16 protein-coding genes and 5 pseudogenes are annotated in these 23666 nt (G+C 70.8%); 10 read left to right on the plus strand and 11 right to left on the minus strand.

Features of this window, described 5'->3' with window-relative positions:
- The first annotated feature begins 124 nt into the window (after nt 1–124).
- The gene (gene trmD / locus FB391_RS10355; protein WP_141894320.1) at nt 125–826 is read left to right on the plus strand and encodes a tRNA (guanosine(37)-N1)-methyltransferase TrmD; all 702 of its coding nucleotides are present in this window, start codon (nt 125–127) and stop codon (nt 824–826) included.
- A 27-nt stretch (nt 827–853) separates the two neighbouring features.
- On the opposite strand, the gene FB391_RS10360 is transcribed toward trmD (FB391_RS10355), so the two are convergent.
- The 4 genes from FB391_RS10360 to nirB (FB391_RS10375) are packed head-to-tail and all read right to left on the minus strand — an operon-like array spanning nt 854 to nt 5725.
- The gene (locus FB391_RS10360) at nt 854–1990 is read right to left on the minus strand and encodes a uroporphyrinogen-III synthase (protein ID WP_141894321.1); all 1137 of its coding nucleotides are present in this window, start codon (nt 1988–1990) and stop codon (nt 854–856) included.
- Nucleotides 1987–2739 (minus strand): uroporphyrinogen-III C-methyltransferase, encoded by a 753-nt coding sequence (gene cobA, locus FB391_RS10365; RefSeq protein WP_141894322.1) that lies wholly within the window; start codon nt 2737–2739, stop codon nt 1987–1989. The genes FB391_RS10360 and cobA (FB391_RS10365) overlap by 4 nt, the downstream gene beginning before the upstream one ends.
- Nucleotides 2736–3149, minus strand: coding sequence for a nitrite reductase small subunit NirD (nirD, locus tag FB391_RS10370; RefSeq protein ID WP_141894323.1), 414 nt, complete (start codon nt 3147–3149; stop codon nt 2736–2738). The genes cobA (FB391_RS10365) and nirD (FB391_RS10370) overlap by 4 nt, the downstream gene beginning before the upstream one ends.
- The gene (nirB, locus tag FB391_RS10375) at nt 3146–5725 is read right to left on the minus strand and encodes a nitrite reductase large subunit NirB (protein ID WP_141894324.1); all 2580 of its coding nucleotides are present in this window, start codon (nt 5723–5725) and stop codon (nt 3146–3148) included. The genes nirD (FB391_RS10370) and nirB (FB391_RS10375) overlap by 4 nt, the downstream gene beginning before the upstream one ends.
- 293 nt (nt 5726–6018) lie before the next feature.
- Here nirB (FB391_RS10375) and FB391_RS10380 point away from each other — a divergent pair, with 293 nt between their 5' ends.
- Nucleotides 6019–7464, plus strand: a complete 1446-nt coding sequence (locus FB391_RS10380) for an aminotransferase class V-fold PLP-dependent enzyme (protein WP_141894325.1) — start codon at nt 6019–6021, stop codon at nt 7462–7464.
- A 24-nt stretch (nt 7465–7488) separates the two neighbouring features.
- Nucleotides 7489–9690, plus strand: a complete 2202-nt coding sequence (gene glgX, locus FB391_RS10385; RefSeq protein ID WP_141894326.1) for a glycogen debranching protein GlgX — start codon at nt 7489–7491, stop codon at nt 9688–9690.
- Between the two features lie 36 nt (nt 9691–9726).
- On the opposite strand, the gene map (FB391_RS10390) is transcribed toward glgX (FB391_RS10385), so the two are convergent.
- Nucleotides 9727–10509, minus strand: a complete 783-nt coding sequence (gene map, locus FB391_RS10390; protein ID WP_141894327.1) for a type I methionyl aminopeptidase — start codon at nt 10507–10509, stop codon at nt 9727–9729.
- 413 nt (nt 10510–10922) lie between these two features.
- Between map (FB391_RS10390) and FB391_RS19940 the strand changes: the two genes are divergently transcribed.
- Nucleotides 10923–11129, plus strand: a complete 207-nt coding sequence (locus tag FB391_RS19940; protein ID WP_246093453.1) for a hypothetical protein — start codon at nt 10923–10925, stop codon at nt 11127–11129.
- Between the two features lie 169 nt (nt 11130–11298).
- A pseudogene (rplS, locus tag FB391_RS19945) lies at nt 11299–11649 on the plus strand (50S ribosomal protein L19); the annotation flags it as partial.
- Nucleotides 11650–11795: 146 nt separating this feature from the next.
- On the opposite strand, the gene FB391_RS10405 reads toward rplS, so the two are convergent.
- Both FB391_RS10405 and FB391_RS10410 read right to left on the minus strand, forming a co-directional pair.
- On the minus strand, nt 11796–12323 hold the full coding sequence (locus tag FB391_RS10405; RefSeq protein WP_425462948.1) for a 50S ribosomal protein L19: 528 nt from the start codon (nt 12321–12323) through the stop codon (nt 11796–11798).
- Between the two features lie 169 nt (nt 12324–12492).
- The gene (locus FB391_RS10410) at nt 12493–12996 is read right to left on the minus strand and encodes an MFS transporter permease (protein ID WP_141894328.1); all 504 of its coding nucleotides are present in this window, start codon (nt 12994–12996) and stop codon (nt 12493–12495) included.
- A gap of 117 nt (nt 12997–13113) precedes the next feature.
- Here FB391_RS10410 and map (FB391_RS10415) point away from each other — a divergent pair, with 117 nt between their 5' ends.
- Complete coding sequence (map, locus tag FB391_RS10415; RefSeq protein ID WP_141894327.1) at nt 13114–13896, plus strand: type I methionyl aminopeptidase; 783 nt, start codon at nt 13114–13116, stop codon at nt 13894–13896.
- Nucleotides 13897–13932: 36 nt separating this feature from the next.
- Here map (FB391_RS10415) and glgX (FB391_RS10420) read toward each other — a convergent pair whose 3' ends face one another.
- The 3 genes and pseudogenes from glgX (FB391_RS10420) to FB391_RS20190 form a co-directional block, all read right to left on the minus strand.
- On the minus strand, nt 13933–16134 hold the full coding sequence (gene glgX / locus FB391_RS10420; protein ID WP_141894326.1) for a glycogen debranching protein GlgX: 2202 nt from the start codon (nt 16132–16134) through the stop codon (nt 13933–13935).
- Between the two features lie 24 nt (nt 16135–16158).
- Complete coding sequence (locus tag FB391_RS20185; RefSeq protein WP_425462954.1) at nt 16159–16581, minus strand: aminotransferase class V-fold PLP-dependent enzyme; 423 nt, start codon at nt 16579–16581, stop codon at nt 16159–16161.
- A gap of 103 nt (nt 16582–16684) precedes the next feature.
- Nucleotides 16685–17605, minus strand: a pseudogene (locus FB391_RS20190) (aminotransferase class V-fold PLP-dependent enzyme); the annotation flags it as partial.
- A gap of 293 nt (nt 17606–17898) precedes the next feature.
- Between FB391_RS20190 and nirB (FB391_RS10430) the strand changes: the two are divergent.
- From nirB (FB391_RS10430) to FB391_RS10445, 4 genes and pseudogenes are all read left to right on the plus strand, one after another.
- Nucleotides 17899–20479, plus strand: a pseudogene (nirB, locus tag FB391_RS10430) (nitrite reductase large subunit NirB).
- Nucleotides 20476–20889 (plus strand): nitrite reductase small subunit NirD, encoded by a 414-nt coding sequence (gene nirD, locus FB391_RS10435; RefSeq protein ID WP_141894323.1) that lies wholly within the window; start codon nt 20476–20478, stop codon nt 20887–20889. Before nirB (FB391_RS10430) ends, nirD (FB391_RS10435) begins: the two are co-directional and overlap by 4 nt.
- A 96-nt stretch (nt 20890–20985) precedes the next feature.
- Nucleotides 20986–21618: a uroporphyrinogen-III C-methyltransferase gene (cobA, locus tag FB391_RS10440; protein WP_246093454.1), complete on the plus strand. Its 633-nt coding sequence runs from the start codon at nt 20986–20988 to the stop codon at nt 21616–21618.
- Between the two features lie 16 nt (nt 21619–21634).
- Nucleotides 21635–22772 (plus strand): annotated as a pseudogene (locus FB391_RS10445) (uroporphyrinogen-III synthase).
- 27 nt (nt 22773–22799) lie between these two features.
- On the opposite strand, the pseudogene trmD (FB391_RS10450) reads toward FB391_RS10445, so the two are convergent.
- Nucleotides 22800–23502 (minus strand): annotated as a pseudogene (gene trmD, locus FB391_RS10450) (tRNA (guanosine(37)-N1)-methyltransferase TrmD).
- Nucleotides 23503–23666 lie beyond the last annotated feature (164 nt).

The raw sequence follows: 23666 nt of genomic DNA on the forward strand, positions 1-23666 counted from the left end.
GCGGGTGTTTCGGCCGGTCGAGCCGCGCGGTTACCTCTCCGTCACTTCTCGATCACGACCCCGCGGTGCCGAGGTGGGGGACCCGTCACACGTCCGAAACACGGGGGCCTTCTAGACTCGAAACATGCGCGTGGACATCGTCACGATCTTCCCGACGTTCTTCGACGTCCTCGGCGTCTCGCTCATCGGCAAGGCGCGCGACCGCGGCATCCTCGACATGCACGTCCACGACCTGCGGGACTGGACCCACGATCGGCACCGCACCGTCGACGACACACCCTACGGCGGCGGCGCCGGCATGGTCATGAAGCCCGAGCCGTGGGGCGAGGCGCTGGATGCCGTGCTGAGCGAGGACGCCGTGCTGCTCGTGCCGTCGCCCGCGGGGGAGCTGTTCTCGCAGCCGCTCGCGCGCGAGCTGGCGCAGGAGCAGCACCTCGTGTTCGCGTGCGGACGCTACGAAGGCATCGACCAGCGGGTCGTCGACCACTACGCCGCCCGCGGTCGCGTGCGTCTCGTCAGCCTCGGCGACTACGTGCTCAACGGCGGCGAGGTGGCCGCGATGGCCGTCATCGAGGCTGTCTCGCGGCTGATCCCCGGTGTCGTCGGCAACCCCGAGAGCCTCGTCGAGGAGTCCCACGAGCTCGGGATGCTGGAGTACCCGAGCTATACGAAGCCTGCCGAGTGGCGCGGGCTGGAGGTGCCGCCGGTGCTCCTGAGCGGCAATCACGGCGCCATCGCCGCGTGGCGGCGCGAGCAGAGCCTGGCACGCACGCAGGCGCATCGCCCGGACCTGCTCGAAGGGGCCGACGTCGCGGCGACGGACTGAGCGTCCGCGAGAAGAGCGGCCGCGGTCTCACACCGGATCGACGACGTCCAGCCGGTAACCGCGCTTGACGACGGTCTTCACCAGATCGGGCGTGCCGAGAGCCTCGCGCAGCCGTGCCACCGCCATCTCGACGGCATGGGTGTTCTCACCCGAGCGGGGGAGCACGGACTGCAGCCGCTGACGTGAGACCACGCCGCCGCCCGCATCGAACAGCGCCGCCATCAGGTCGGCACCCGTCCGCGACAGCGGGATGTGACGGCCGTCGAGGACGACGCCTGCGCTGCGCAGCTCGAGGCGTCCTGCGCCCGTCTGCAGCGCGTCGGCGTGCCCGCCGCCGAAATGCGACACGACGGCACGCACGAGGGCGCCGAGGCGACCGCGCTCGGCGATGAGGGGCTCGGCTCCGGCGTCCTGCAGGGGTCCTGCGGTGATCGGCCCCACGGCCGCCAGCAGCAGGCGTCCTCGCCTGGTGCGGTCGACGATGGCCTCCTGCGCACCCTCCCGGGCGGCCGCGGCCATCCACTCCGCCGCGCCGGGAGCCGACGTGAAGAGCACCGCGTCCACCTCGCCCTGTGCCGCGGCGAGCACCGACCGCGCGACGACCGCGGGGTCGGGCGGCGGACCCCAGCGGTACACCGTGAGGCTCACGACGTCGGCGCCGGCATCCCCGAGCAGCTCGTCCAGACCGTCGGCGCCCGAGCCGTGGTGCTGCACCGCGACGCGGTGACCGGCGACACCTTCCGCGAGGAGATACTCGCCGAGCTCTGCGGACGTCTCGGACTCGGCCACCCAGTCCGCAGTGAACCCCGCCTGCTGGATCGCCCCGCGCGCCTTGGGCCCGCGTGCGACGATCCGCGCTCCGGCGAGCGCCGCATGCAGCTCGTCGGCGAGACCCGCCTCGTCCGCCGCCTCGATCCAGCCGCGGAACCCGACGCCTGTCGTGGCGACCACGATGTCGGGCGGCGCGGCGATCAGCGACCGCGTCGCGGCGATCAGCGCGTCGTCGTCGATGTGCGGCACGATCGTCAGCGCCGGCGCCTGTCGCACGACGGCGCCGTGCCGTTCCAGCGCGGCCGACAGCTCAGAGGATCGCCGATCGACCGCGATGACGACGGTGCAGCCATCGAGCGCGGCCGACAGAGTGGGGCGGGTGGTGGAGCTCAACGGACGGTGTCACCTGTCATCTCGTGCGCGGGAAGCAGCAGTTCGGCGCGGGCGACGTCGCCGACCACGATGACCGCGGGGTTGCGGATGCCGGTGCGCCCGGCATCCAGCACCGCCCTCCCGAGCGTAGTGCGCGTCGTCCGCTGGTCGAGGTGGTGACCGCGCTCCACGATCGCCACCGGACGGTCGGCGTCGACGCCTGCGCGCAGCGCATCCGCGACGATGCGGGGGATCGCGCTCACCCCCATCAGGATCACGGTGGTGACCTCGGGGTCGCGCAGCGCCGCGACGGTCGATGCGCTGACCGGTCCCTGGCCGTGGACGATGTGCACGGCGGTTGCGACGCCGCGGTGGGTGACCGGGATGCCCGCGGCCTGGGGCACGGCCACGGCGCTCGTGACTCCGGGGACGACGTCGACCGGGATGCCGGCGGCCAGGCACGCCGCCACCTCTTCGCCGCCGCGGCCGAAGACGAACGGGTCCCCGCCCTTGAGCCGGACGACCTGGTTGCCCGCGCGGGCACGGTCCACCAGCAGCGCGTTGATCTCGTCCTGCGGGACCGGGTGGTGCCCCGGCAGCTTTCCGACGTCGATCACCTCGGCGTCCGGCCGCAGCTCGCCGCGCAGATCGGTCGGCCCGAGCCGGTCCATCACGACGACCTCGGCCGAGGTGAGGAGGCGCCACGCGCGGACCGTCATGAGGTCGATGGGGCCGGGGCCGCCGCCGATCAGGTGGACGCGCCCGGTCACGGTGCGCTCCCGTCGGCGGGCTCGTCCCAGCGCACCAGGACCATGCCGTCGGCCACGGCGGTCGGCCACACGTGCAGGTTCACCGGATCCTTGCCCTGCGCGTCGAGGCAGATCCCGGTGCGGAGGTCGAACACCTGCTTGAACATCGGCGAGGCCACGGTCGGCGCGTCCTGACGGGTGCCCACGATGCCGCGCGAGATGACGTTCGCCCGGCTGAATGGGTCGAAGTTCGACACCGCGTACACCCGGCCGTCGCGGCCGTCCGCGCCGCGGGTGAGGAACAGCGCGATCTGCGTGCCCCCGAGCAGGGCGGCCCGGCCGCGCTCGATCTCGAGGTCGGTGAGTGCGCACACCCGCACCCAGCCGGGCGGGGCGACGTGCGCGGTCGTCTGCGGGTCGATGAGGGTCATCGGCGCACCTCCAGGGTCGTTCCGGCGATGAGGACGCCGCCGTCGCCGCGCTCCTCGGCGGTGGCGGGACGGGGCTGACCGCGTTCGGCGACGTAGGCGAGCGACGGATCGGGCGTGGCGGGGGCGTTCACGAACGAGGCGAAGCGCCGCAGCTTGTCGGGGTCGCGGAGCGTCGCGGCCCATTCATCCTCGTACGTGCCGATGTGCGCGGCCATCGCGGTGTCGAGGTCGGCGCAGATGCCGAGGCTGTCGTCGAAGATGACCTCGCGCAGCCCCTCGATGCCGCCGTCGAGCTCTTCGAACCACGGCGCCGTGCGCTGCAGGCGGTCGGCGGTGAAGATGTAGTACATCAGGAACCGGTCGATCGCGGTCAGCAGCTCGTCGTCGCTCAGGCCTTCGGCCAGCAGGACCGCGTGACGCGGGGTGAAGCCGCCGTTGCCGCCGACGTACATGTTCCACCCGGCCTCGGTCGCGATCACCCCGACATCCTTGCCCCGGGCTTCGGCGCACTCGCGGGCGCAGCCCGAGACACCGAGCTTGAGCTTGTGCGGCGAGCGCAGCCCGCGGTAGCGCAGCTCCAGCTGCACGGCCATGCCCACCGAGTCCTGCACGCCGTACCGGCACCAGGTCGAGCCGACGCACGACTTCACGGTGCGCAGCGACTTGCCGTAGGCGTGCCCGGACTCGAAACCCGCATCCACCAGCCGCTTCCAGATGTCGGGCAGCTGCTCCAGACGGGCCCCGAACAGGTCGATGCGCTGGCCGCCGGTGATCTTCGTGTACAGCCCGAAATCCTGCGCGACCTGCCCGATCACGAGCAGCCCCTCCGGAGTGATCTCGCCACCGGGGATGCGCGGCACGACCGAGTAGCTGCCGTCCTTCTGCAGGTTCGCCATCACGTGGTCGTTGGTGTCCTGCAACGTCGCGTTCTCGCCATCGAGGACGTGGCCGCCGACGAGGGTCGACAGGATGCTCGCCAGCGCGGGCTTGCAGATGTCGCAGCCGCGGCCGACGCCGAACCGCTCGATGACGGCGCTGAAGGTGCGCAGGCCCGACACCCGGACGGCGTCGAAGAGCTGACGTCGCGACAGGTCGAAGTGCTCGCACAGGGCGTTGCTCACCGTCGCGCCGGTCTTGGCGAGCTCGGCGCCCACGAGCTTCTTCACCATGGTGAGGCACGAGCCGCACGCGGCACCCGCCTTCGTGCACGCCTTGACGCCGCCGGCGTCGGTGCAGCCCTCCTCGTGCACGGCGTGGCGGATGCGACCCGCGCTGACGCTGTTGCACGAGCACACGAGCGCGTCGTCGGGCAGTTCGCCGGTCGGTGCGGCCACGCCGCCCTCGGGCATGAGGTAAGCCGCGGGGTCTCCGCCCAGCGCGCCGCCGACGAGAGGCCTCAGTGAGCCGTACGCCGAGGCGTCGCCGACGAGGATGCCGCCGAGCAGGGTCTTCGCGTCGTCCGACAGCACCAGCTTCTTGTACACGCCCGCGACGGGGTCGGCGTACACGACGTCGAGGGCGCCCGGGGTCTCGGCGAAGGCGTCCCCGAAGCTCGCGACGTCGACGCCCGAGAGCTTGAGCTTGGTCGAGAGGTCGTACCCCGGGAAGGATGCCTCGCCCCCGAGGAGCCGCGTCGCCGCGACCTCCGCCATGGCGTAGCCCGGTGCGACGAGCCCGACGCACTGCCCGTCGTAGTTCGCGACCTCGCCGATCGCGAGGATGCGAGGGTCGGAGGTCTGGCAGCCGCCGTCGATGAGCACACCGCCGCGGGGATGCACGTCGAGCTCGGCCGAGCGCGCGAGCTCGTCGCGGGGCCGGACGCCGACGGTGAACACGACCACGTCGGTGCGCTCGTAGGACCCGTCCCGGAACTCCAGCCCGGTCACCTGGCCGGTCCGGTCGGGGTCGAGGCGGGTCGTGATGGCCTCGGTCTTGACGGCGATGCCCCGCGACTCGATGAGCCGGCGCAGCGCCCCGCCTGCGGGCAGGTCCAGCTGTGCGGACATGAGCCGATCCGAGGACTGCACCACGGTGCAGTCCACATCGAGCCCCTGCAGCGCGCCGGCCGCCTCCAGCCCGAGCAGCCCCCCGCCGATCACGGTGCCGGTGAGCCGGCGGCCGAGCTGCGCCGAGCGCCGCTGCACGAACTCCTCGAGCCTCTCGACGTCGTCGAGTGTCCGGTAGACGAAGCAGCCGTCGAGGCCGAAGCCGTCGACCGCGAGACGTGCGGCGTACGATCCGGTCGCCAGGACGAGCCGGTCGTACCCGACGCTGAGCCCGGATCTCGTCGTCACGCGCCGAGCGCTGCGGTCGACGCGCACCACGGCGTCACCCCGCAGGAAGCGGAGGCGTTCGTCGTCGAAGAACGAGCGGTCGAGCGTGAGGTCGTCGGTCGATGCCCCCGCGAAGAACCCGGTGAGCCCGACGCGGTCGTACGGGTGACGGTCCTCCTCGCCGATCAGCGTGACGTGCCAGCGCTCGTCGGCGCGGCTGAGCAGGCTCTCGACGAACCGGTGCGCCACCATGCCCGCGCCCACCACCACGACGTGCGTGCCGAGGGCGGGCAGGGTGCTCATGTCGTCACGGTACGCGGGCGATGTTGCATCGGTGTCAGCGTCGTGTTTCCGGCTGTCGACACGGTCGCGATGGGCCATGGCTCCTCCTCGTGGGGCGGATGTCTCGGTAGGCCCGACGCTACGAGCGGGGTGTTTCACCCCCGGACCGCCCAGGGTTACCTCGAACGAACGTTTCGATCACAGCGGTGCGGCACGCGACGTGAGAACGGACGAGCGCGGCCCGCGCCCCGGCGTGCGGGCCGCGCGCCGAAGGCCTCTTGTCCCGTCCGCCGAAGGAGAGGATTCTCTGGTGCATGGGGACACTCGCTTCGCGCGAGCTCGAGCTGATCCGCTCTCAGTTCGCGTTCTCGCTGCGCGACCGCATCGTGACCAACAACGCCGCGAGCACCCAGCCGCCGCTGGCTGTGCTCGAACTGCTGCGCGACCTGTCCGAGACGTACGAGAACGTCCACCGCGGACAGTCGGATGCCTCCATCCGGACCACGGAGATGTTCGAGGCCTCCTTCGACACGATCGCCGCGTGGATCAACGCGCCGTCCCGGCGCACCCTCTCGATGCACCGCAGCACCACCGAGGCGATCAACGCGGTGATGTACTCGCTCCTGGCGGACTTCCGCGACGGCGACAACGTCGTCACGACCCTGATGGAGCACAACTCGGACTACGTGCCCTGGCATGCGATGTGCCGCGAGATCCTGCCGCGCTTCGGACGCCACGTGGAGGTGAGGCTTGCGCGCTTCGACCACGAGAGCGGCGAGCTCGATCTCGCGCACCTGGCGGAACTGGTGGATGCGCGCACGAAGCTCGTCTGCTGCACCGGCGGATCGAACTTCCTCGGCACGAAGCCGCCGCTGGACCAGGTGCGCGCGATCGCCGACGCCGGCGGCTACGTGCAGCCCGACGGCCGCGTCGGCGCTCTGCTCCTCGTCGACGCCGCCCAGCGGTTCGCGAGCTCCCGCGTCGACGTGCAGGAGATGGAAGCCGACTTCGTCGCGTTCTCGTTCCACAAGCTGCTGGCGCCCTTCGGCGTCGGCGTGCTCTACGCGCGGGAGGACCTGCGCGAGACGCTTCCGCCCTTCTTGTACGGCGGCGACATGATCGCGGAGGGGCAGGTGTTCCCCGACCGGGTCGAGTACAACGATCTGCCATGGAAGTTCTCCGCGGGCACGCCCAACATCCTCGGCGTGATCGCCTCGGCGCAGACGCTGCGCCTCATCGTCGACCTCGTGGGCGCCGACCCGACGCGGGCGTGGTTCCGCACCGACGACCCGCTCGAGCCCGGTGCGGTCGACGCCGCGATGGCGATCGTCGCGGGGCATGCGGCATCCCTCACCCGGCAGGCGATGGAGGGGCTGTCCACGATCGCGGGGCTGCGGATCCACGGCGCGTCCGTGGGGGAGGATCGGACCCCGCTGGTCGCCTTCACCGTGGAGGGCCGCTCCCCGTTCGCCATCGCGCACGCCCTTAACGCCCAGGGTGTCGAATCGCGCGCCGGCTGTCACTGCGCGACCCTGGCCCACCACGACCTCGGCCTCGAACCGGCGGCGAGCTGTCGCGTGAGCTTCACCGTCTACAACACGCCGGAAGAGGTCGACCGGGTGGTGGCGGCGGTTCGCCGTGCCGTCGACGCGCCGCACGACTTCTCATCGGCAGGGACGCCGTCCACATCGGCGGATCGCACCACGACACCCTCGGGGCGGGCCACCGCCGTTGCCCCGTCGCGCTTCGGTAGGGTGTAGCGACCCGACGCGAGGAGGACGTGCGTGCACACGTGGCCAGGATCCGCATACCCGCTCGGGGCGACCTTCGACGGGAGCGGAACCAACTTCGCGCTGTTCAGCGAGGGAGCCGAGCGGGTCGAGCTCTGCCTGTTCGGCACGCGGGGCGCGGAGTCGCGCCTCGACCTCGCTGAGGTGGACGCGTTCGTGTGGCACGCGTACGTGCCGAACATCCAGCCCGGCCAGCGCTACGGCTATCGCGTGCACGGTCCCTACGACCCCGGCAGCGGGCAGCGCTTCAACCCCGCCAAGCTGCTGCTCGATCCCTACGCGAAGGCCGTCGAAGGAGCCATCGAGTGGGGGCAGCCCGTGTACGGGTACACTTTCGGCGACCCCGACTCCCGCAATGACGACGACTCCGCCGCCGACATGATGAAGGGCGTCGTCATCAACCCGTTCTTCGACTGGGCGGGGGACCGGCGGCCGGGGACGCCCTACGCCGAGACGGTGATCTACGAGGCGCACGTCCGCGGGCTCACGATGCGGCATCCCGCCATCCCCGACGAGATGCGCGGCACCTACAGCGCCGTCGCGCACCCGGCGATCATCGAGCACCTGACGAAGCTCGGCGTGACGGCGATCGAGCTCATGCCGGTCCACCAGTTCGTCGACGACGCGATCCTGCAGGGCAAGGGCCTCTCGAACTACTGGGGCTACAACTCGATCTCGTACTTCGCCCCGCACAACAGATACGCCGCCACCGGCGACCGCGGCCAGCAGGTCCAGGAGTTCAAGGGGATGGTGCGCGCCCTGCACGCCGCCGGCATCGAGGTGATCCTCGACGTCGTCTACAACCACACGGCAGAAGGCAATCACCTCGGCCCCACGCTCTCGATGCGCGGGATCGACAATGCCGCGTACTACAAGCTCGACGACGACAAGCGGTACTACACCGATTACACCGGGACCGGCAACAGCCTCAACGTCCGCAACCCCCACTCCCTGCAGCTCATCATGGACTCGCTGCGGTACTGGGTGGTCGACATGCACGTCGACGGGTTCCGGTTCGACCTCGCATCGGCGCTGGCGCGCGAGTTCTACGACGTCGACCGGCTGTCGACGTTCTTCGAGCTCGTCCAGCAGGACCCGATCGTGTCGCAGGTGAAGCTGATCGCCGAGCCCTGGGACGTCGGCCCCGGCGGCTACCAGGTGGGCAACTTTCCGCCGCAGTGGACCGAATGGAACGGCAAGTACCGCGACACCGTCCGCGATTTCTGGCGCGGCGAGCCGCAGGCGCTCGGCGAGTTCGCCTCCCGCCTCACCGGATCCAGCGACCTCTACGAGCACTCGGGGCGCCGCCCGGTGGCATCCGTGAACTTCGTCACGGCGCACGACGGATTCACGTTGCGAGACCTCGTGTCGTACGCCGAGAAGCACAACGACGCCAACGGCGAGGACGGCCGTGACGGCGCCGATGACAACCGCTCCGACAACTACGGGGTCGAAGGACCCACGGACGACCCGGCGGTGCTGACCCTGCGCGCACGGCAGCAGCGGAACTTCCTCGCGACGCTGCTGCTCAGCCAGGGGGTGCCCATGCTGCTGCACGGCGACGAGCTCGGGCGCACGCAGCAGGGGAACAACAACGGCTATGCGCAGGACAACGATGTCACCTGGATCGACTGGGAGGCGGCTGACCTTCCCCTTCTGGAGTTCACCGCGGCGATGAGCCGGCTGCGGCGGGACCACCCCACGTTCCGGCGGCGGCGGTTCTTCGAGGGACGCCCGGTGCACCGCGACGTCGGCGCCCCGCTCTCGGACATCGCGTGGCTCCGGCCCGACGGCACGCTCATGCAGCCCGACGACTGGGACTCGGGGTTCGGTCGCGCGGTCGGCGTGTTCCTCAACGGCCAGGGCATCCGAGAGAAGGACCGGCGCGGCGAGGCGATCCGAGATCGCCATTTCATCGTGCTGTTCAACGCCGGAGACGACATCATCGACTTCCGGATCCCCGTGGTCGAGTACAGCCCGGACTGGGAGGTCGTCATCGACACCGCGGGGGAGCGCGCCGACTCCGCCCTGGTCCGTCCGGGCGACACCGTGCGCCTGGCGGCGAAGTCGCTCATCGTGCTGAGCGAGCATCCCCGCGTCGAACGCGAGGTCGATCACTCGGTCGCGGCGTCGCTCGCCGCGCTCGCCGCCGCGCCCACACCGGCGCACGCCCCGCGCGCGGAGCTGCGCACCTGACGCGGCGCGCAGAAGGCGCCGGGCGAGGCAGAAGCGTCAGTCGACGCCGAGCCAGGAGCGGTCCGTCAGGACGATCGGGCCGTCCTCGGTGATCGCGACGGTGTGCTCGGCGTGCGCGCCGCGCGACCCGTCCACCGAGCGGAGGGTCCAGCCGTCGGGGTCGGTCACCAGCTCGTCCGTCGTCTGCAGGAACCACGGCTCGAGGGCGACGACGAGCCCGGCGCGCAGCGGGTAGCCCCGGCCGGCCTTTCCGTCGTTGGGCACGTGCGGGTCGCCGTGCATGATGCGGCCGACGCCGTGACCGCCGAAGTCGGTGTTGATCGAGTAGCCGTCACCGTGGGCCACGGCCGCGATCGCGGCGGAGATGTCTCCGATGCGGTGGCCGACGGTCGCCGTCCGGATGGCGGCATCCAGAGCCCGCGCCGTCGTGTCGATGAGAGCGAGGTCCTCGTCACGCGGCGTGCCGACCACGAACGAGACGGCGGAGTCCGCGACCCAGCCGTTCACCGATACGGCGAAGTCCAGCGACACGAGGTCGCCGTCGCGCAGCGCGTAATCGAACGGCAGCCCGTGCAGGACGGCGTCGTTCACCGACGTGCAGATGACCTTGCCGAACGGGCTCGCGCCGAACGAGGGGTGGTAGTCGATGTAGCACGACTCCGCACCGGCGCGGCGGATCAGATCGTGCGCGCGGCGGTCGATCGCCAGGAGGTTCGTGCCCACCTTCGTCTCGTCGCGCAGGGTCGCCAGCGTCTCGGCGACGAATCGCCCGGCGGGCTTCATCGCCTCGATCTCGGCAGGGGTGCGCAACTCGATCATGTGGTGTCCTCTCGTCCGCGTTCCATTCTGCCGGGCTGACGGGCCTCTGGCTGGGAGGATCCTCCGCGGCGCGCAGGAGCGGTGCCGCCCCGACCGGCACCGGCGTAGCATCGGAGCATGTGGCTGCGTCGCGCGTTCTTCGGCTGGCTGATCCCCTCAGCCTTCCTGCTTCCGCTGTGGCTGCTCGTCGGATGGGCCGTGTTCAACGCCGGCGGCTGGGCGTTCCTGTGGGTGCTGTTCCTCGCGATCCCGGGCGTCTTCGTGTGGCAGCTGCTCCTCACCCTCCTGGTCCGCGCGCGGGGGACGGTCCGTGCGCAGCGCGCCGCGTCGTGGTGGGACGTGCTCGGCTTCACGGTGTGGCACGGCCTGGTCATCTCGCTGGGGTTCTTCGTCGAGTCCTGGTGGCGCCCGTCATGGTCGTCGCCATCGTCGTGGGCGTCGGCCTGTTCTGGCTGGCGCTGTGGCAGCTGTGGAGCGAAGCGCGCCCGTCGCGCGTCGTCCTGCACACCAGCGAGGGCGTCGCGTACCTCCCGCCGCCGCAGGAGCGCATGGGCGCACCTGACGCCGCCGACCGCGAGGTCATCGTGATCACCGAGAAGCAGGCGCCCTCCGCAGACTGAGGCGTTTTGGCGGGGCGCGGCATCCGTGGCACAATGGTTGTTTGTTGCCCTGACCGGTTCTGCCTCAGGGGAACCAGCTGGACGGCGTCACGCCGAAGGCCTGCGGCACACCTCATCCTTCACAACCCTTCCCGCGGTCGACCTGTGGCGGCCGCAGAGAGAGACGATCATGCAGATCCTCGACGCCGTCGACGCGGCTTCGCTCCGCTCCGACATCCCCACCTTCGGGGCAGGTGACACCGTCAAGGTGCACGTCAACATCACCGAGGGCAACCGCTCCCGCATCCAGGTCTTCCAGGGCGTCGTCATCGGCCGCTCGGGTGACGGTGTGCGCGAGACCTTCACGGTCCGCAAGATCAGCTTCCAGGTCGGGCGTCGAGCGCACCTTCCCGGTGCACTCCCCGGTCATCGACCACATCGAGGTCGTGACCCCGCGGTGACGTCCGCCGCGCCCATAGCTCTACTACCTGCGGCGAAACCTCCAGTGGCAAGAAGGCCAAGGATCAAGGAGAAGCGCGACAACGGACGCATCGCGCAGCGCAGGCCGAAGCCCCGGACCCGTGGTTCCGGGGCTTCGTCGTTTCCCGGCGCGCCCACCTGGACGTGCAGGAACGGCCCGGAGTGTGTCCACCACATTGAAGACGGGCTCGCCGTGACAGTCGGCGCTCAGCGGAGGATCTCAGATGGACAGTAGGAGATGCCCCGTGCTTCACTGTGGTGACACACCTGCCGGGCCGGTTTCCTGCACGTCCCGGTGTGCGCGACCGGGAACGACGAAGCCCCGGACCACGGGTCCGGGGCTTCGGTGAGCTGCGCTGATGCGTCAGTTGTCGCGCTTCTCCTTGGATCTTTGGCCTTCTTGCCAGCGGAGGTTGCGCAGGTAGTAGAGCTTGGCGCGGGCGGGACGTCTACCGCGGGGTCCACGATCCTCGATGATGGTCGATGACCCGGGGAGTGCACCGGGAAGGTTGCGCTCGACGCCAGGGATACCTGGAAGCTGATCTTGCGGACCGTGGAAGGTCTCGCGCACACCGTCACCCGAGCGGACGATGGACGACGCCCTGGATAGACCTGGATGCGGGAGCGGGTTGCCCTCCGGTGCATGTTGACGTGCACCTTGACGGTGTCACCTGCCCCGAAGGTGGGGATGTCGGAGCGGAGCGAAGCCGCGTCGACGGCGTCGAGGATCTGCATGATCGTCTCTCTCTGCGGCCGCCCACAGGTCGACCGCGGGAAGGGTTGTGAAGGATGAGGTGTGCCGCAGGCCTTCGGCGTGACGCCGTCCAGCTGGTTCCCCTGAGGCAGAACCGGTCAGGGCACAAACAACCATTGTGCCACGGATGCCGCGCCCCGCCAAAACGCCTCAGTCTGCGGAGGGCGCCTGCTTCTCGGTGATCACGATGACCTCGCGGTCGGCGGCGTCAGGTGCGCCCATGCGCTCCTGCGGCGGCGGGAGGTACGCGACGCCCTCGCTGGTGTGCAGGACGACGCGCGACGGGCGCGCTTCGCTCCACAGCTGCCACAGCGCCAGCCAGAACAGGCCGACGCCCACGACGATGGCGACGACCATGACGGGCGCCCACCAGGACTCGACGAAGAACCCCAGCGAGATGACCAGGCCGTGCCACACCGTGAAGCCGAGCACGTCCCACCACGACGCGGCGCGCTGCGCACGGACCGTCCCCCGCGCGCGGACCAGGAGGGTGAGGAGCAGCTGCCACACGAAGACGCCCGGGATCGCGAGGAACAGCACCCACAGGAACGCCCAGCCGCCGGCGTTGAACACGGCCCATCCGACGAGCAGCCACAGCGGAAGCAGGAAGGCTGAGGGGATCAGCCAGCCGAAGAACGCGCGACGCAGCCACATGCTCCGATGCTACGCCGGTGCCGGTCGGGGCGGCACCGCTCCTGCGCGCCGCGGAGGATCCTCCCAGCCAGAGGCCCGTCAGCCCGGCAGAATGGAACGCGGACGAGAGGACACCACATGATCGAGTTGCGCACCCCTGCCGAGATCGAGGCGATGAAGCCCGCCGGGCGATTCGTCGCCGAGACGCTGGCGACCCTGCGCGACGAGACGAAGGTGGGCACGAACCTCCTGGCGATCGACCGCCGCGCGCACGATCTGATCCGCCGCGCCGGTGCGGAGTCGTGCTACATCGACTACCACCCCTCGTTCGGCGCGAGCCCGTTCGGCAAGGTCATCTGCACGTCGGTGAACGACGCCGTCCTGCACGGGCTGCCGTTCGATTACGCGCTGCGCGACGGCGACCTCGTGTCGCTGGACTTCGCCGTATCGGTGAACGGCTGGGTCGCGGACTCCGCCGTCTCGTTCGTGGTCGGCACGCCGCGTGACGAGGACCTCGCTCTCATCGACACGACGGCGCGGGCTCTGGATGCCGCCATCCGGACGGCGACCGTCGGCCACCGCATCGGAGACATCTCCGCCGCGATCGCGGCCGTGGCCCACGGTGACGGCTACTCGATCAACACCGACTTCGGCGGTCACGGCGTCGGCCGCATCATGCACGGCGACCCGCACGTGCCCAACGACGGAAAGGCCGGCCGGGGCTACCCGCTGCGCGCCGGGCTCGTCGTCGCCCTCGAGCCGTGGTTCCTGCAGACGACGGACGAGCTGGTGACCGACCCCGACGGCTGGACCCTCCGCTCGGTGGACGGGTCGCGCGGCGCGCACGCCGAGCACACCGTCGCGATCACCGAGGACGGCCCGATCGTCCTGACGGACCGCTCCTGGCTCGGCGTCGACTGACGCTTCTGCCTCGCCCGGCGCCTTCTGCGCGCCGCGTCAGGTGCGCAGCTCCGCGCGCGGGGCGTGCGCCGGTGTGGGCGCGGCGGCGAGCGCGGCGAGCGACGCCGCGACCGAGTGATCGACCTCGCGTTCGACGCGGGGATGCTCGCTCAGCACGATGAGCGACTTCGCCGCCAGGCGCACGGTGTCGCCCGGACGGACCAGGGCGGAGTCGGCGCGCTCCCCCGCGGTGTCGATGACGACCTCCCAGTCCGGGCTGTACTCGACCACGGGGATCCGGAAGTCGATGATGTCGTCTCCGGCGTTGAACAGCACGATGAAATGGCGATCTCGGATCGCCTCGCCGCGCCGGTCCTTCTCTCGGATGCCCTGGCCGTTGAGGAACACGCCGACCGCGCGACCGAACCCCGAGTCCCAGTCGTCGGGCTGCATGAGCGTGCCGTCGGGCCGGAGCCACGCGATGTCCGAGAGCGGGGCGCCGACGTCGCGGTGCACCGGGCGTCCCTCGAAGAACCGCCGCCGCCGGAACGTGGGGTGGTCCCGCCGCAGCCGGCTCATCGCCGCGGTGAACTCCAGAAGGGGAAGGTCAGCCGCCTCCCAGTCGATCCAGGTGACATCGTTGTCCTGCGCATAGCCGTTGTTGTTCCCCTGCTGCGTGCGCCCGAGCTCGTCGCCGTGCAGCAGCATGGGCACCCCCTGGCTGAGCAGCAGCGTCGCGAGGAAGTTCCGCTGCTGCCGTGCGCGCAGGGTCAGCACCGCCGGGTCGTCCGTGGGTCCTTCGACCCCGTAGTTGTCGGAGCGGTTGTCATCGGCGCCGTCACGGCCGTCCTCGCCGTTGGCGTCGTTGTGCTTCTCGGCGTACGACACGAGGTCTCGCAACGTGAATCCGTCGTGCGCCGTGACGAAGTTCACGGATGCCACCGGGCGGCGCCCCGAGTGCTCGTAGAGGTCGCTGGATCCGGTGAGGCGGGAGGCGAACTCGCCGAGCGCCTGCGGCTCGCCGCGCCAGAAATCGCGGACGGTGTCGCGGTACTTGCCGTTCCATTCGGTCCACTGCGGCGGAAAGTTGCCCACCTGGTAGCCGCCGGGGCCGACGTCCCAGGGCTCGGCGATCAGCTTCACCTGCGACACGATCGGGTCCTGCTGGACGAGCTCGAAGAACGTCGACAGCCGGTCGACGTCGTAGAACTCGCGCGCCAGCGCCGATGCGAGGTCGAACCGGAACCCGTCGACGTGCATGTCGACCACCCAGTACCGCAGCGAGTCCATGATGAGCTGCAGGGAGTGGGGGTTGCGGACGTTGAGGCTGTTGCCGGTCCCGGTGTAATCGGTGTAGTACCGCTTGTCGTCGTCGAGCTTGTAGTACGCGGCATTGTCGATCCCGCGCATCGAGAGCGTGGGGCCGAGGTGATTGCCTTCTGCCGTGTGGTTGTAGACGACGTCGAGGATCACCTCGATGCCGGCGGCGTGCAGGGCGCGCACCATCCCCTTGAACTCCTGGACCTGCTGGCCGCGGTCGCCGGTGGCGGCGTATCTGTTGTGCGGGGCGAAGTACGAGATCGAGTTGTAGCCCCAGTAGTTCGAGAGGCCCTTGCCCTGCAGGATCGCGTCGTCGACGAACTGGTGGACCGGCATGAGCTCGATCGCCGTCACGCCGAGCTTCGTCAGGTGCTCGATGATCGCCGGGTGCGCGACGGCGCTGTAGGTGCCGCGCATCTCGTCGGGGATGGCGGGATGCCGCATCGTGAGCCCGCGGACGTGCGCCTCGTAGATCACCGTCTCGGCGTAGGGCGTCCCCGGCCGCCGGTCCCCCGCCCAGTCGAAGAACGGGTTGATGACGACGCCCTTCATCATGTCGGCGGCGGAGTCGTCGTCATTGCGGGAGTCGGGGTCGCCGAAAGTGTACCCGTACACGGGCTGCCCCCACTCGATGGCTCCTTCGACGGCCTTCGCGTAGGGATCGAGCAGCAGCTTGGCGGGGTTGAAGCGCTGCCCGCTGCCGGGGTCGTAGGGACCGTGCACGCGATAGCCGTAGCGCTGGCCGGGCTGGATGTTCGGCACGTACGCGTGCCACACGAACGCGTCCACCTCAGCGAGGTCGAGGCGCGACTCCGCGCCCCGCGTGCCGAACAGGCAGAGCTCGACCCGCTCGGCTCCCTCGCTGAACAGCGCGAAGTTGGTTCCGCTCCCGTCGAAGGTCGCCCCGAGCGGGTATGCGGATCCTGGCCACGTGTGCACGCACGTCCTCCTCGCGTCGGGTCGCTACACCCTACCGAAGCGCGACGGGGCAACGGCGGTGGCCCGCCCCGAGGGTGTCGTGGTGCGATCCGCCGATGTGGACGGCGTCCCTGCCGATGAGAAGTCGTGCGGCGCGTCGACGGCACGGCGAACCGCCGCCACCACCCGGTCGACCTCTTCCGGCGTGTTGTAGACGGTGAAGCTCACGCGACAGCTCGCCGCCGGTTCGAGGCCGAGGTCGTGGTGGGCCAGGGTCGCGCAGTGACAGCCGGCGCGCGATTTCGACACCCTGGGCGTTAAGGGCGTGCGCGATGGCGAACGGGGAGCGGCCCTCCACGGTGAAGGCGACCAGCGGGGTCCGATCCTCCCCCACGGACGCGCCGTGGATCCGCAGCCCCGCGATCGTGGACAGCCCCTCCATCGCCTGCCGGGTGAGGGATGCCGCATGCCCCGCGACGATCGCCATCGCGGCGTCGACCGCACCGGGCTCGAGCGGGTCGTCGGTGCGGAACCACGCCCGCGTCGGGTCGGCGCCCACGAGGTCGACGATGAGGCGCAGCGTCTGCGCCGAGGCGATCACGCCGAGGATGTTGGGCGTGCCCGCGGAGAACTTCCATGGCAGATCGTTGTACTCGACCCGGTCGGGGAACACCTGCCCCTCCGCGATCATGTCGCCGCCGTACAAGAAGGGCGGAAGCGTCTCGCGCAGGTCCTCCCGCGCGTAGAGCACGCCGACGCCGAAGGGCGCCAGCAGCTTGTGGAACGAGAACGCGACGAAGTCGGCTTCCATCTCCTGCACGTCGACGCGGGAGCTCGCGAACCGCTGGGCGGCGTCGACGAGGAGCAGAGCGCCGACGCGGCCGTCGGGCTGCACGTAGCCGCCGGCGTCGGCGATCGCGCGCACCTGGTCCAGCGGCGGCTTCGTGCCGAGGAAGTTCGATCCGCCGGTGCAGCAGACGAGCTTCGTGCGCGCATCCACCAGTTCCGCCAGGTGCGCGAGATCGAGCTCGCCGCTCTCGTGGTCGAAGCGCGCAAGCCTCACCTCCACGTGGCGTCCGAAGCGCGGCAGGATCTCGCGGCACATCGCATGCCAGGGCACGTAGTCCGAGTTGTGCTCCATCAGGGTCGTGACGACGTTGTCGCCGTCGCGGAAGTCCGCCAGGAGCGAGTACATCACCGCGTTGATCGCCTCGGTGGTGCTGCGGTGCATCGAGAGGGTGCGCCGGGACGGCGCGTTGATCCACGCGGCGATCGTGTCGAAGGAGGCCTCGAACATCTCCGTGGTCCGGATGGAGGCATCCGACTGTCCGCGGTGGACGTTCTCGTACGTCTCGGACAGGTCGCGCAGCAGTTCGAGCACAGCCAGCGGCGGCTGGGTGCTCGCGGCGTTGTTGGTCACGATGCGGTCGCGCAGCGAGAACGCGAACTGAGAGCGGATCAGCTCGAGCTCGCGCGAAGCGAGTGTCCCCATGCACCAGAGAATCCTCTCCTTCGGCGGACGGGACAAGAGGCCTTCGGCGCGCGGCCCGCACGCCGGGGCGCGGGCCGCGCTCGTCCGTTCTCACGTCGCGTGCCGCACCGCTGTGATCGAAACGTTCGTTCGAGGTAACCCTGGGCGGTCCGGGGGTGAAACACCCCGCTCGTAGCGTCGGGCCTACCGAGACATCCGCCCCACGAGGAGGAGCCATGGCCCATCGCGACCGTGTCGACAGCCGGAAACACGACGCTGACACCGATGCAACATCGCCCGCGTACCGTGACGACATGAGCACCCTGCCCGCCCTCGGCACGCACGTCGTGGTGGTGGGCGCGGGCATGGTGGCGCACCGGTTCGTCGAGAGCCTGCTCAGCCGCGCCGACGAGCGCTGGCACGTCACGCTGATCGGCGAGGAGGACCGTCACCCGTACGACCGCGTCGGGCTCACCGGGTTCTTCGCGGGGGCATCGACCGACGACCTCACGCTCGACCGCTCGTTCTTCGACGACGAACGCCTCCGCTTCCTGCGGGGTGACGCCGTGGTGCGCGTCGACCGCAGCGCTCGGCGCGTGACGACGAGATCCGGGCTCAGCGTCGGGTACGACCGGCTCGTCCTGGCGACCGGATCGTACGCCGCACGTCTCGCGGTCGACGGCTTCGGCCTCGACGGCTGCTTCGTCTACCGGACACTCGACGACGTCGAGAGGCTCGAGGAGTTCGTGCAGCGGCGCTCGGCGCAGCTCGGCCGCCGGCTCACCGGCACCGTGATCGGCGGGGGGCTGCTCGGGCTGGAGGCGGCCGGCGCGCTGCAGGGGCTCGATGTGGACTGCACCGTGGTGCAGTCCTCGGATCGGCTCATGTCCGCACAGCTGGACCTGCCCGCAGGCGGGGCGCTGCGCCGGCTCATCGAGTCGCGGGGCATCGCCGTCAAGACCGAGGCCATCACGACCCGCCTCGACCCCGACCGGACCGGCCAGGTGACCGGGCTGGAGTTCCGGGACGGGTCCTACGAGCGCACCGACGTGGTCGTGTTCACCGTCGGCGTCCGGCCCCGCGACGAGCTCGCGCGCTCGGCCGAGCTCGACGTGCATCCCCGCGGCGGTGTGCTCATCGACGGCGGCTGCCAGACCTCCGACCCTCGCATCCTCGCGATCGGCGAGGTCGCGAACTACGACGGGCAGTGCGTCGGGCTCGTCGCACCGGGCTACGCCATGGCGGAGGTCGCGGCGACGCGGCTCCTCGGGGGCGAGGCATCCTTCCCGGGGTACGACCTCTCGACCAAGCTCAAGCTCTCGGGCGTCGACGTCGCGAGCTTCGGGGACGCCTTCGCCGAGACCCCGGGCGCCCTCGACGTCGTGTACGCCGACCCCGTCGCGGGCGTGTACAAGAAGCTGGTGCTGTCGGACGACGCGAAGACCCTGCTCGGCGGCATCCTCGTCGGCGACGCCTCGGCGTACGGCTCACTGAGGCCTCTCGTCGGCGGCGCGCTGGGCGGAGACCCCGCGGCTTACCTCATGCCCGAGGGCGGCGTGGCCGCACCGACCGGCGAACTGCCCGACGACGCGCTCGTGTGCTCGTGCAACAGCGTCAGCGCGGGTCGCATCCGCCACGCCGTGCACGAGGAGGGCTGCACCGACGCCGGCGGCGTCAAGGCGTGCACGAAGGCGGGTGCCGCGTGCGGCTCGTGCCTCACCATGGTGAAGAAGCTCGTGGGCGCCGAGCTCGCCAAGACCGGCGCGACGGTGAGCAACGCCCTGTGCGAGCACTTCGACCTGTCGCGACGTCAGCTCTTCGACGCCGTCCGGGTGTCGGGCCTGCGCACCTTCAGCGCCGTCATCGAGCGGTTCGGCGTCGGCCGCGGCTGCGACATCTGCAAGCCCGCGCTGGCGAGCATCCTGTCGACCCTCGTCGGCGGCCACGTCCTCGATGGCGAGAACGCGACGTTGCAGGACACCAACGACCACGTGATGGCGAACCTGCAGAAGGACGGCAGCTACTCGGTCGTGCCGCGCATCCCCGGTGGCGAGATCACTCCGGAGGGGCTGCTCGTGATCGGGCAGGTCGCGCAGGATTTCGGGCTGTACACGAAGATCACCGGCGGCCAGCGCATCGACCTGTTCGGGGCCCGTCTGGAGCAGCTGCCCGACATCTGGAAGCGGCTGGTGGATGCGGGTTTCGAGTCCGGGCACGCCTACGGCAAGTCGCTGCGCACCGTGAAGTCGTGCGTCGGCTCGACCTGGTGCCGGTACGGCGTGCAGGACTCGGTGGGCATGGCCGTGCAGCTGGAGCTGCGCTACCGCGGGCTGCGCTCGCCGCACAAGCTCAAGCTCGGTGTCTCGGGCTGCGCCCGCGAGTGCGCCGAAGCCCGGGGCAAGGATGTCGGGGTGATCGCGACCGAGGCCGGGTGGAACATGTACGTCGGCGGCAAACGGCGGCTTCACCCCGCGTCACGCGGTCCTGCTGGCCGAAGGCCTGAGCGACGACGAGCTGCTGACCGCGATCGACCGGTTCCTGATGTACTACATCTTCACCGCCGACCGCCTGCAGCGCACGGCGCCGTGGTTCGAAGAGCTCGACGGCGGCATCGAGGGGCTGCGCGAGGTCATCTTCGACGACAGCCTCGGCATCTGCGCCGACCTCGACACCGCGATGGCCGCGCACATCGGCACGTACGAGGATGAATGGGCCGCGACGCTCCGCGACCCCGACAAGCTGCGGCGCTTCGCCTCGTTCGTGAACGCCCCCGCCACGCCCGATCCGTCGCTCGCCTACGTCGCCGAACGCGGTCAGCCCCGTCCCGCCACCGCCGAGGAGCGCGGCGACGGCGGCGTCCTCATCGCCGGAACGACCCTGGAGGTGCGCCGATGACCCTCATCGACCCGCAGACGACCGCGCACGTCGCCCCGCCCGGCTGGGTGCGGGTGTGCGCACTCACCGACCTCGAGATCGAGCGCGGCCGGGCCGCCCTGCTCGGGGGCACGCAGATCGCGCTGTTCCTCACCCGCGGCGCGGACGGCCGCGACGGCCGGGTGTACGCGGTGTCGAACTTCGACCCATTCAGCCGGGCGAACGTCATCTCGCGCGGCATCGTGGGCACCCGTCAGGACGCGCCGACCGTGGCCTCGCCGATGTTCAAGCAGGTGTTCGACCTCCGCACCGGGATCTGCCTCGACGCGCAGGGCAAGGATCCGGTGAACCTGCACGTGTGGCCGACCGCCGTGGCCGACGGCATGGTCCTGGTGCGCTGGGACGAGCCCGCCGACGGGAGCGCACCGTGACCGGGCGCGTCCACCTGATCGGCGGCGGCCCCGGCCCCATCGACCTCATGACGGTCCGCGCGTGGCGCCTCCTCACCTCGGGCCGAGGTCGTCGTGATGGACCGGCTCGGGCCGACCGATCTGCGCGGCGAGCTGCGGCCGGACGCCGAGGTGATCGACGTCGGAAAGCTGCCGGGGCACCACCCGGTCCCGCAGGACGAGATCAACGCGCTGCTGGTGGACCGTGCCCGCGCGGGCAACCAGGTCGTCCGGCTCAAGGGCGGGGACCCGTTCGTCTTCGGCCGCGGCGGCGAAGAGGTGGCGGCGTGCCTGGCCGCCGGCATCCCGGTCGACGTCGTCCCCGGAGTCACGAGCGCCGTGGCCGTGCCCCAGGCCGCGGGCATCCCGGTCACCCACCGCGGCGTCGCAACCGCCGTGCACATCGTCCACGGCCAGGGACCGGTCAGCGCATCGACCGTCGCGGCGCTGCGCGACCCCGAGGTCACCACCGTGATCCTGATGGGGGTGAGCGCGATCCCCCGCATCGTCGCGGATGCGCTGCGCGCAGGCGTCGACGCCGACCGTCCGGTGGCGATCGTGGAGCGCGGTCACCACCTCGACCAGCGGACGACGCGCACTACGCTCGGAGGGCGGTGCTGGATGCCGGGCGCACCGGCATCCGCAACCCCGCGGTCATCGTGGTCGGCGACGTCGCCCGCGCCGAACTGCTGCTTCCCGCGCACGAGATGACAGGTGACACCGTCCGTTGAGCTCCACCACCCGCCCCACTCTGTCGGCCGCGCTCGATGGCTGCACCGTCGTCATCGCGGTCGATCGGCGATCCTCTGAGCTGTCGGCCGCGCTGGAACGGCACGGCGCCGTCGTGCGACAGGCGCCGGCGCTGACGATCGTGCCGCACATCGACGACGACGCGCTGATCGCCGCGACGCGGTCGCTGATCGCCGCGCCGCCCGACATCGTGGTCGCCACGACAGGCGTCGGGTTCCGCGGCTGGATCGAGGCGGCGGACGAGGCGGGTCTCGCCGACGAGCTGCATGCGGCGCTCGCCGGAGCGCGGATCGTCGCACGCGGGCCCAAGGCGCGCGGGGCGATCCAGCAGGCGGGGTTCACTGCGGACTGGGTGGCCGAGTCCGAGACGTCCGCAGAGCTCGGCGAGTATCTCCTCGCGGAAGGTGTCGCCGGTCACCGCGTCGCGGTGCAGCACCACGGCTCGGGCGCCGACGGTCTGGACGAGCTGCTCGGGGATGCCGGCGCCGACGTCGTGAGCCTCACGGTGTACCGCTGGGGTCCGCCGCCCGACCCCGCGGTCGTCGCGCGGTCGGTGCTCGCCGCGGCACAGGGCGAGGTGGACGCGGTGCTCTTCACGTCGGCTCCCGGCGCGGCGGAGTGGATGGCCGCGGCCGCCCGGGAGGGTGCGCAGGAGGCCATCGTCGACCGCACCAGGCGAGGGACGCCTGCTGCTGGCGGCCGTGGGGCCGATCACCGCAGGACCCCTGCAGGACGCCGGAGCCGAGCCCCTCATCGCCGAGCGCGGTCGCCTCGGCGCCCTCGTGCGTGCCGTCGTGTCGCATTTCGGCGGCGGGCACGCCGACGCGCTGCAGACGGGCGCAGGACGCCTCGAGCTGCGCAGCGCAGGCGTCGTCCTCGACGGCCGTCACATCCCGCTGTCGCGGACGGGTGCCGACCTGATGGCGGCGCTGTTCGATGCGGGCGGCGGCGTGGTCTCACGTCAGCGGCTGCAGTCCGTGCTCCCCCGCTCGGGTGAGAACACCCATGCCGTCGAGATGGCGGTGGCACGGCTGCGCGAGGCTCTCGGCACGCCCGATCTGGTGAAGACCGTCGTCAAGCGCGGTTACCGGCTGGACGTCGTCGATCCGGTGTGAGACCGCGGCCGCTCTTCTCGCGGACGCTCAGTCCGTCGCCGCGACGTCGGCCCCTTCGAGCAGGTCCGGGCGATGCGCCTGCGTGCGTGCCAGGCTCTGCTCGCGCCGCCACGCGGCGATGGCGCCGTGATTGCCGCTCAGGAGCACCGGCGGCACCTCCAGCCCGCGCCACTCGGCAGGCTTCGTATAGCTCGGGTACTCCAGCATCCCGAGCTCGTGGGACTCCTCGACGAGGCTCTCGGGGTTGCCGACGACACCGGGGATCAGCCGCGAGACAGCCTCGATGACGGCCATCGCGGCCACCTCGCCGCCGTTGAGCACGTAGTCGCCGAGGCTGACGAGACGCACGCGACCGCGGGCGGCGTAGTGGTCGACGACCCGCTGGTCGATGCCTTCGTAGCGTCCGCACGCGAACACGAGGTGCTGCTCCTGCGCCAGCTCGCGCGCGAGCGGCTGCGAGAACAGCTCCCCCGCGGGCGACGGCACGAGCAGCACGGCGTCCTCGCTCAGCACGGCAATCCAGCGCCTCGCCCCACGGCTCGGGCTTCATGACCATGCCGGCGCCGCCGCCGTAGGGTGTGTCGTCGACGGTGCGGTGCCGATCGTGGGTCCAGTCCCGCAGGTCGTGGACGTGCATGTCGAGGATGCCGCGGTCGCGCGCCTTGCCGATGAGCGAGACGCCGAGGACGTCGAAGAACGTCGGGAAGATCGTGACGATGTCCACGCGCATGTTTCGAGTCTAGAAGGCCCCCGTGTTTCGGACGTGTGACGGGTCCCCCCACCTCGGCACCGCGGGGTCGTGATCGAGAAGTGACGGAGAGGTAACCGCGCGGCTCGACCGGCCGAAACACCCGCTTTCTAGCGTGGACGCACACTCACCCGCATCGTCGGTCC

Origin of the sequence: Microbacterium kyungheense, assembly GCF_006783905.1 — a bacterium.
GTDB lineage: Bacteria > Actinomycetota > Actinomycetes > Actinomycetales > Microbacteriaceae > Microbacterium > Microbacterium kyungheense.

Coding starts and splice junctions, on each gene's coding strand:
- trmD (WP_141894320.1), top strand. CDS start 125: ATGCGCGTGGACATCGTCACGATCTTCCCGACGTTCTTCGACGTCCTC.
- nirD (WP_141894323.1), bottom strand. CDS start 3,149: ATGACCCTCATCGACCCGCAGACGACCGCGCACGTCGCCCCGCCCGGC.
- nirB (WP_141894324.1), bottom strand. CDS start 5,725: ATGAGCACCCTGCCCGCCCTCGGCACGCACGTCGTGGTGGTGGGCGCG.
- FB391_RS10380 (WP_141894325.1), top strand. CDS start 6,019: ATGGGGACACTCGCTTCGCGCGAGCTCGAGCTGATCCGCTCTCAGTTC.
- map (WP_141894327.1), bottom strand. CDS start 10,509: ATGATCGAGTTGCGCACCCCTGCCGAGATCGAGGCGATGAAGCCCGCC.
- FB391_RS19940 (WP_246093453.1), top strand. CDS start 10,923: ATGGTCGTCGCCATCGTCGTGGGCGTCGGCCTGTTCTGGCTGGCGCTG.
- FB391_RS10405 (WP_425462948.1), bottom strand. CDS start 12,323: ATGCAGATCCTCGACGCCGTCGACGCGGCTTCGCTCCGCTCCGACATC.
- FB391_RS10410 (WP_141894328.1), bottom strand. CDS start 12,996: ATGTGGCTGCGTCGCGCGTTCTTCGGCTGGCTGATCCCCTCAGCCTTC.
- map (WP_141894327.1), top strand. CDS start 13,114: ATGATCGAGTTGCGCACCCCTGCCGAGATCGAGGCGATGAAGCCCGCC.
- FB391_RS20185 (WP_425462954.1), bottom strand. CDS start 16,581: ATGCGGCATCCCTCACCCGGCAGGCGATGGAGGGGCTGTCCACGATCG.
- nirD (WP_141894323.1), top strand. CDS start 20,476: ATGACCCTCATCGACCCGCAGACGACCGCGCACGTCGCCCCGCCCGGC.
- cobA (WP_246093454.1), top strand. CDS start 20,986: ATGGACCGGCTCGGGCCGACCGATCTGCGCGGCGAGCTGCGGCCGGAC.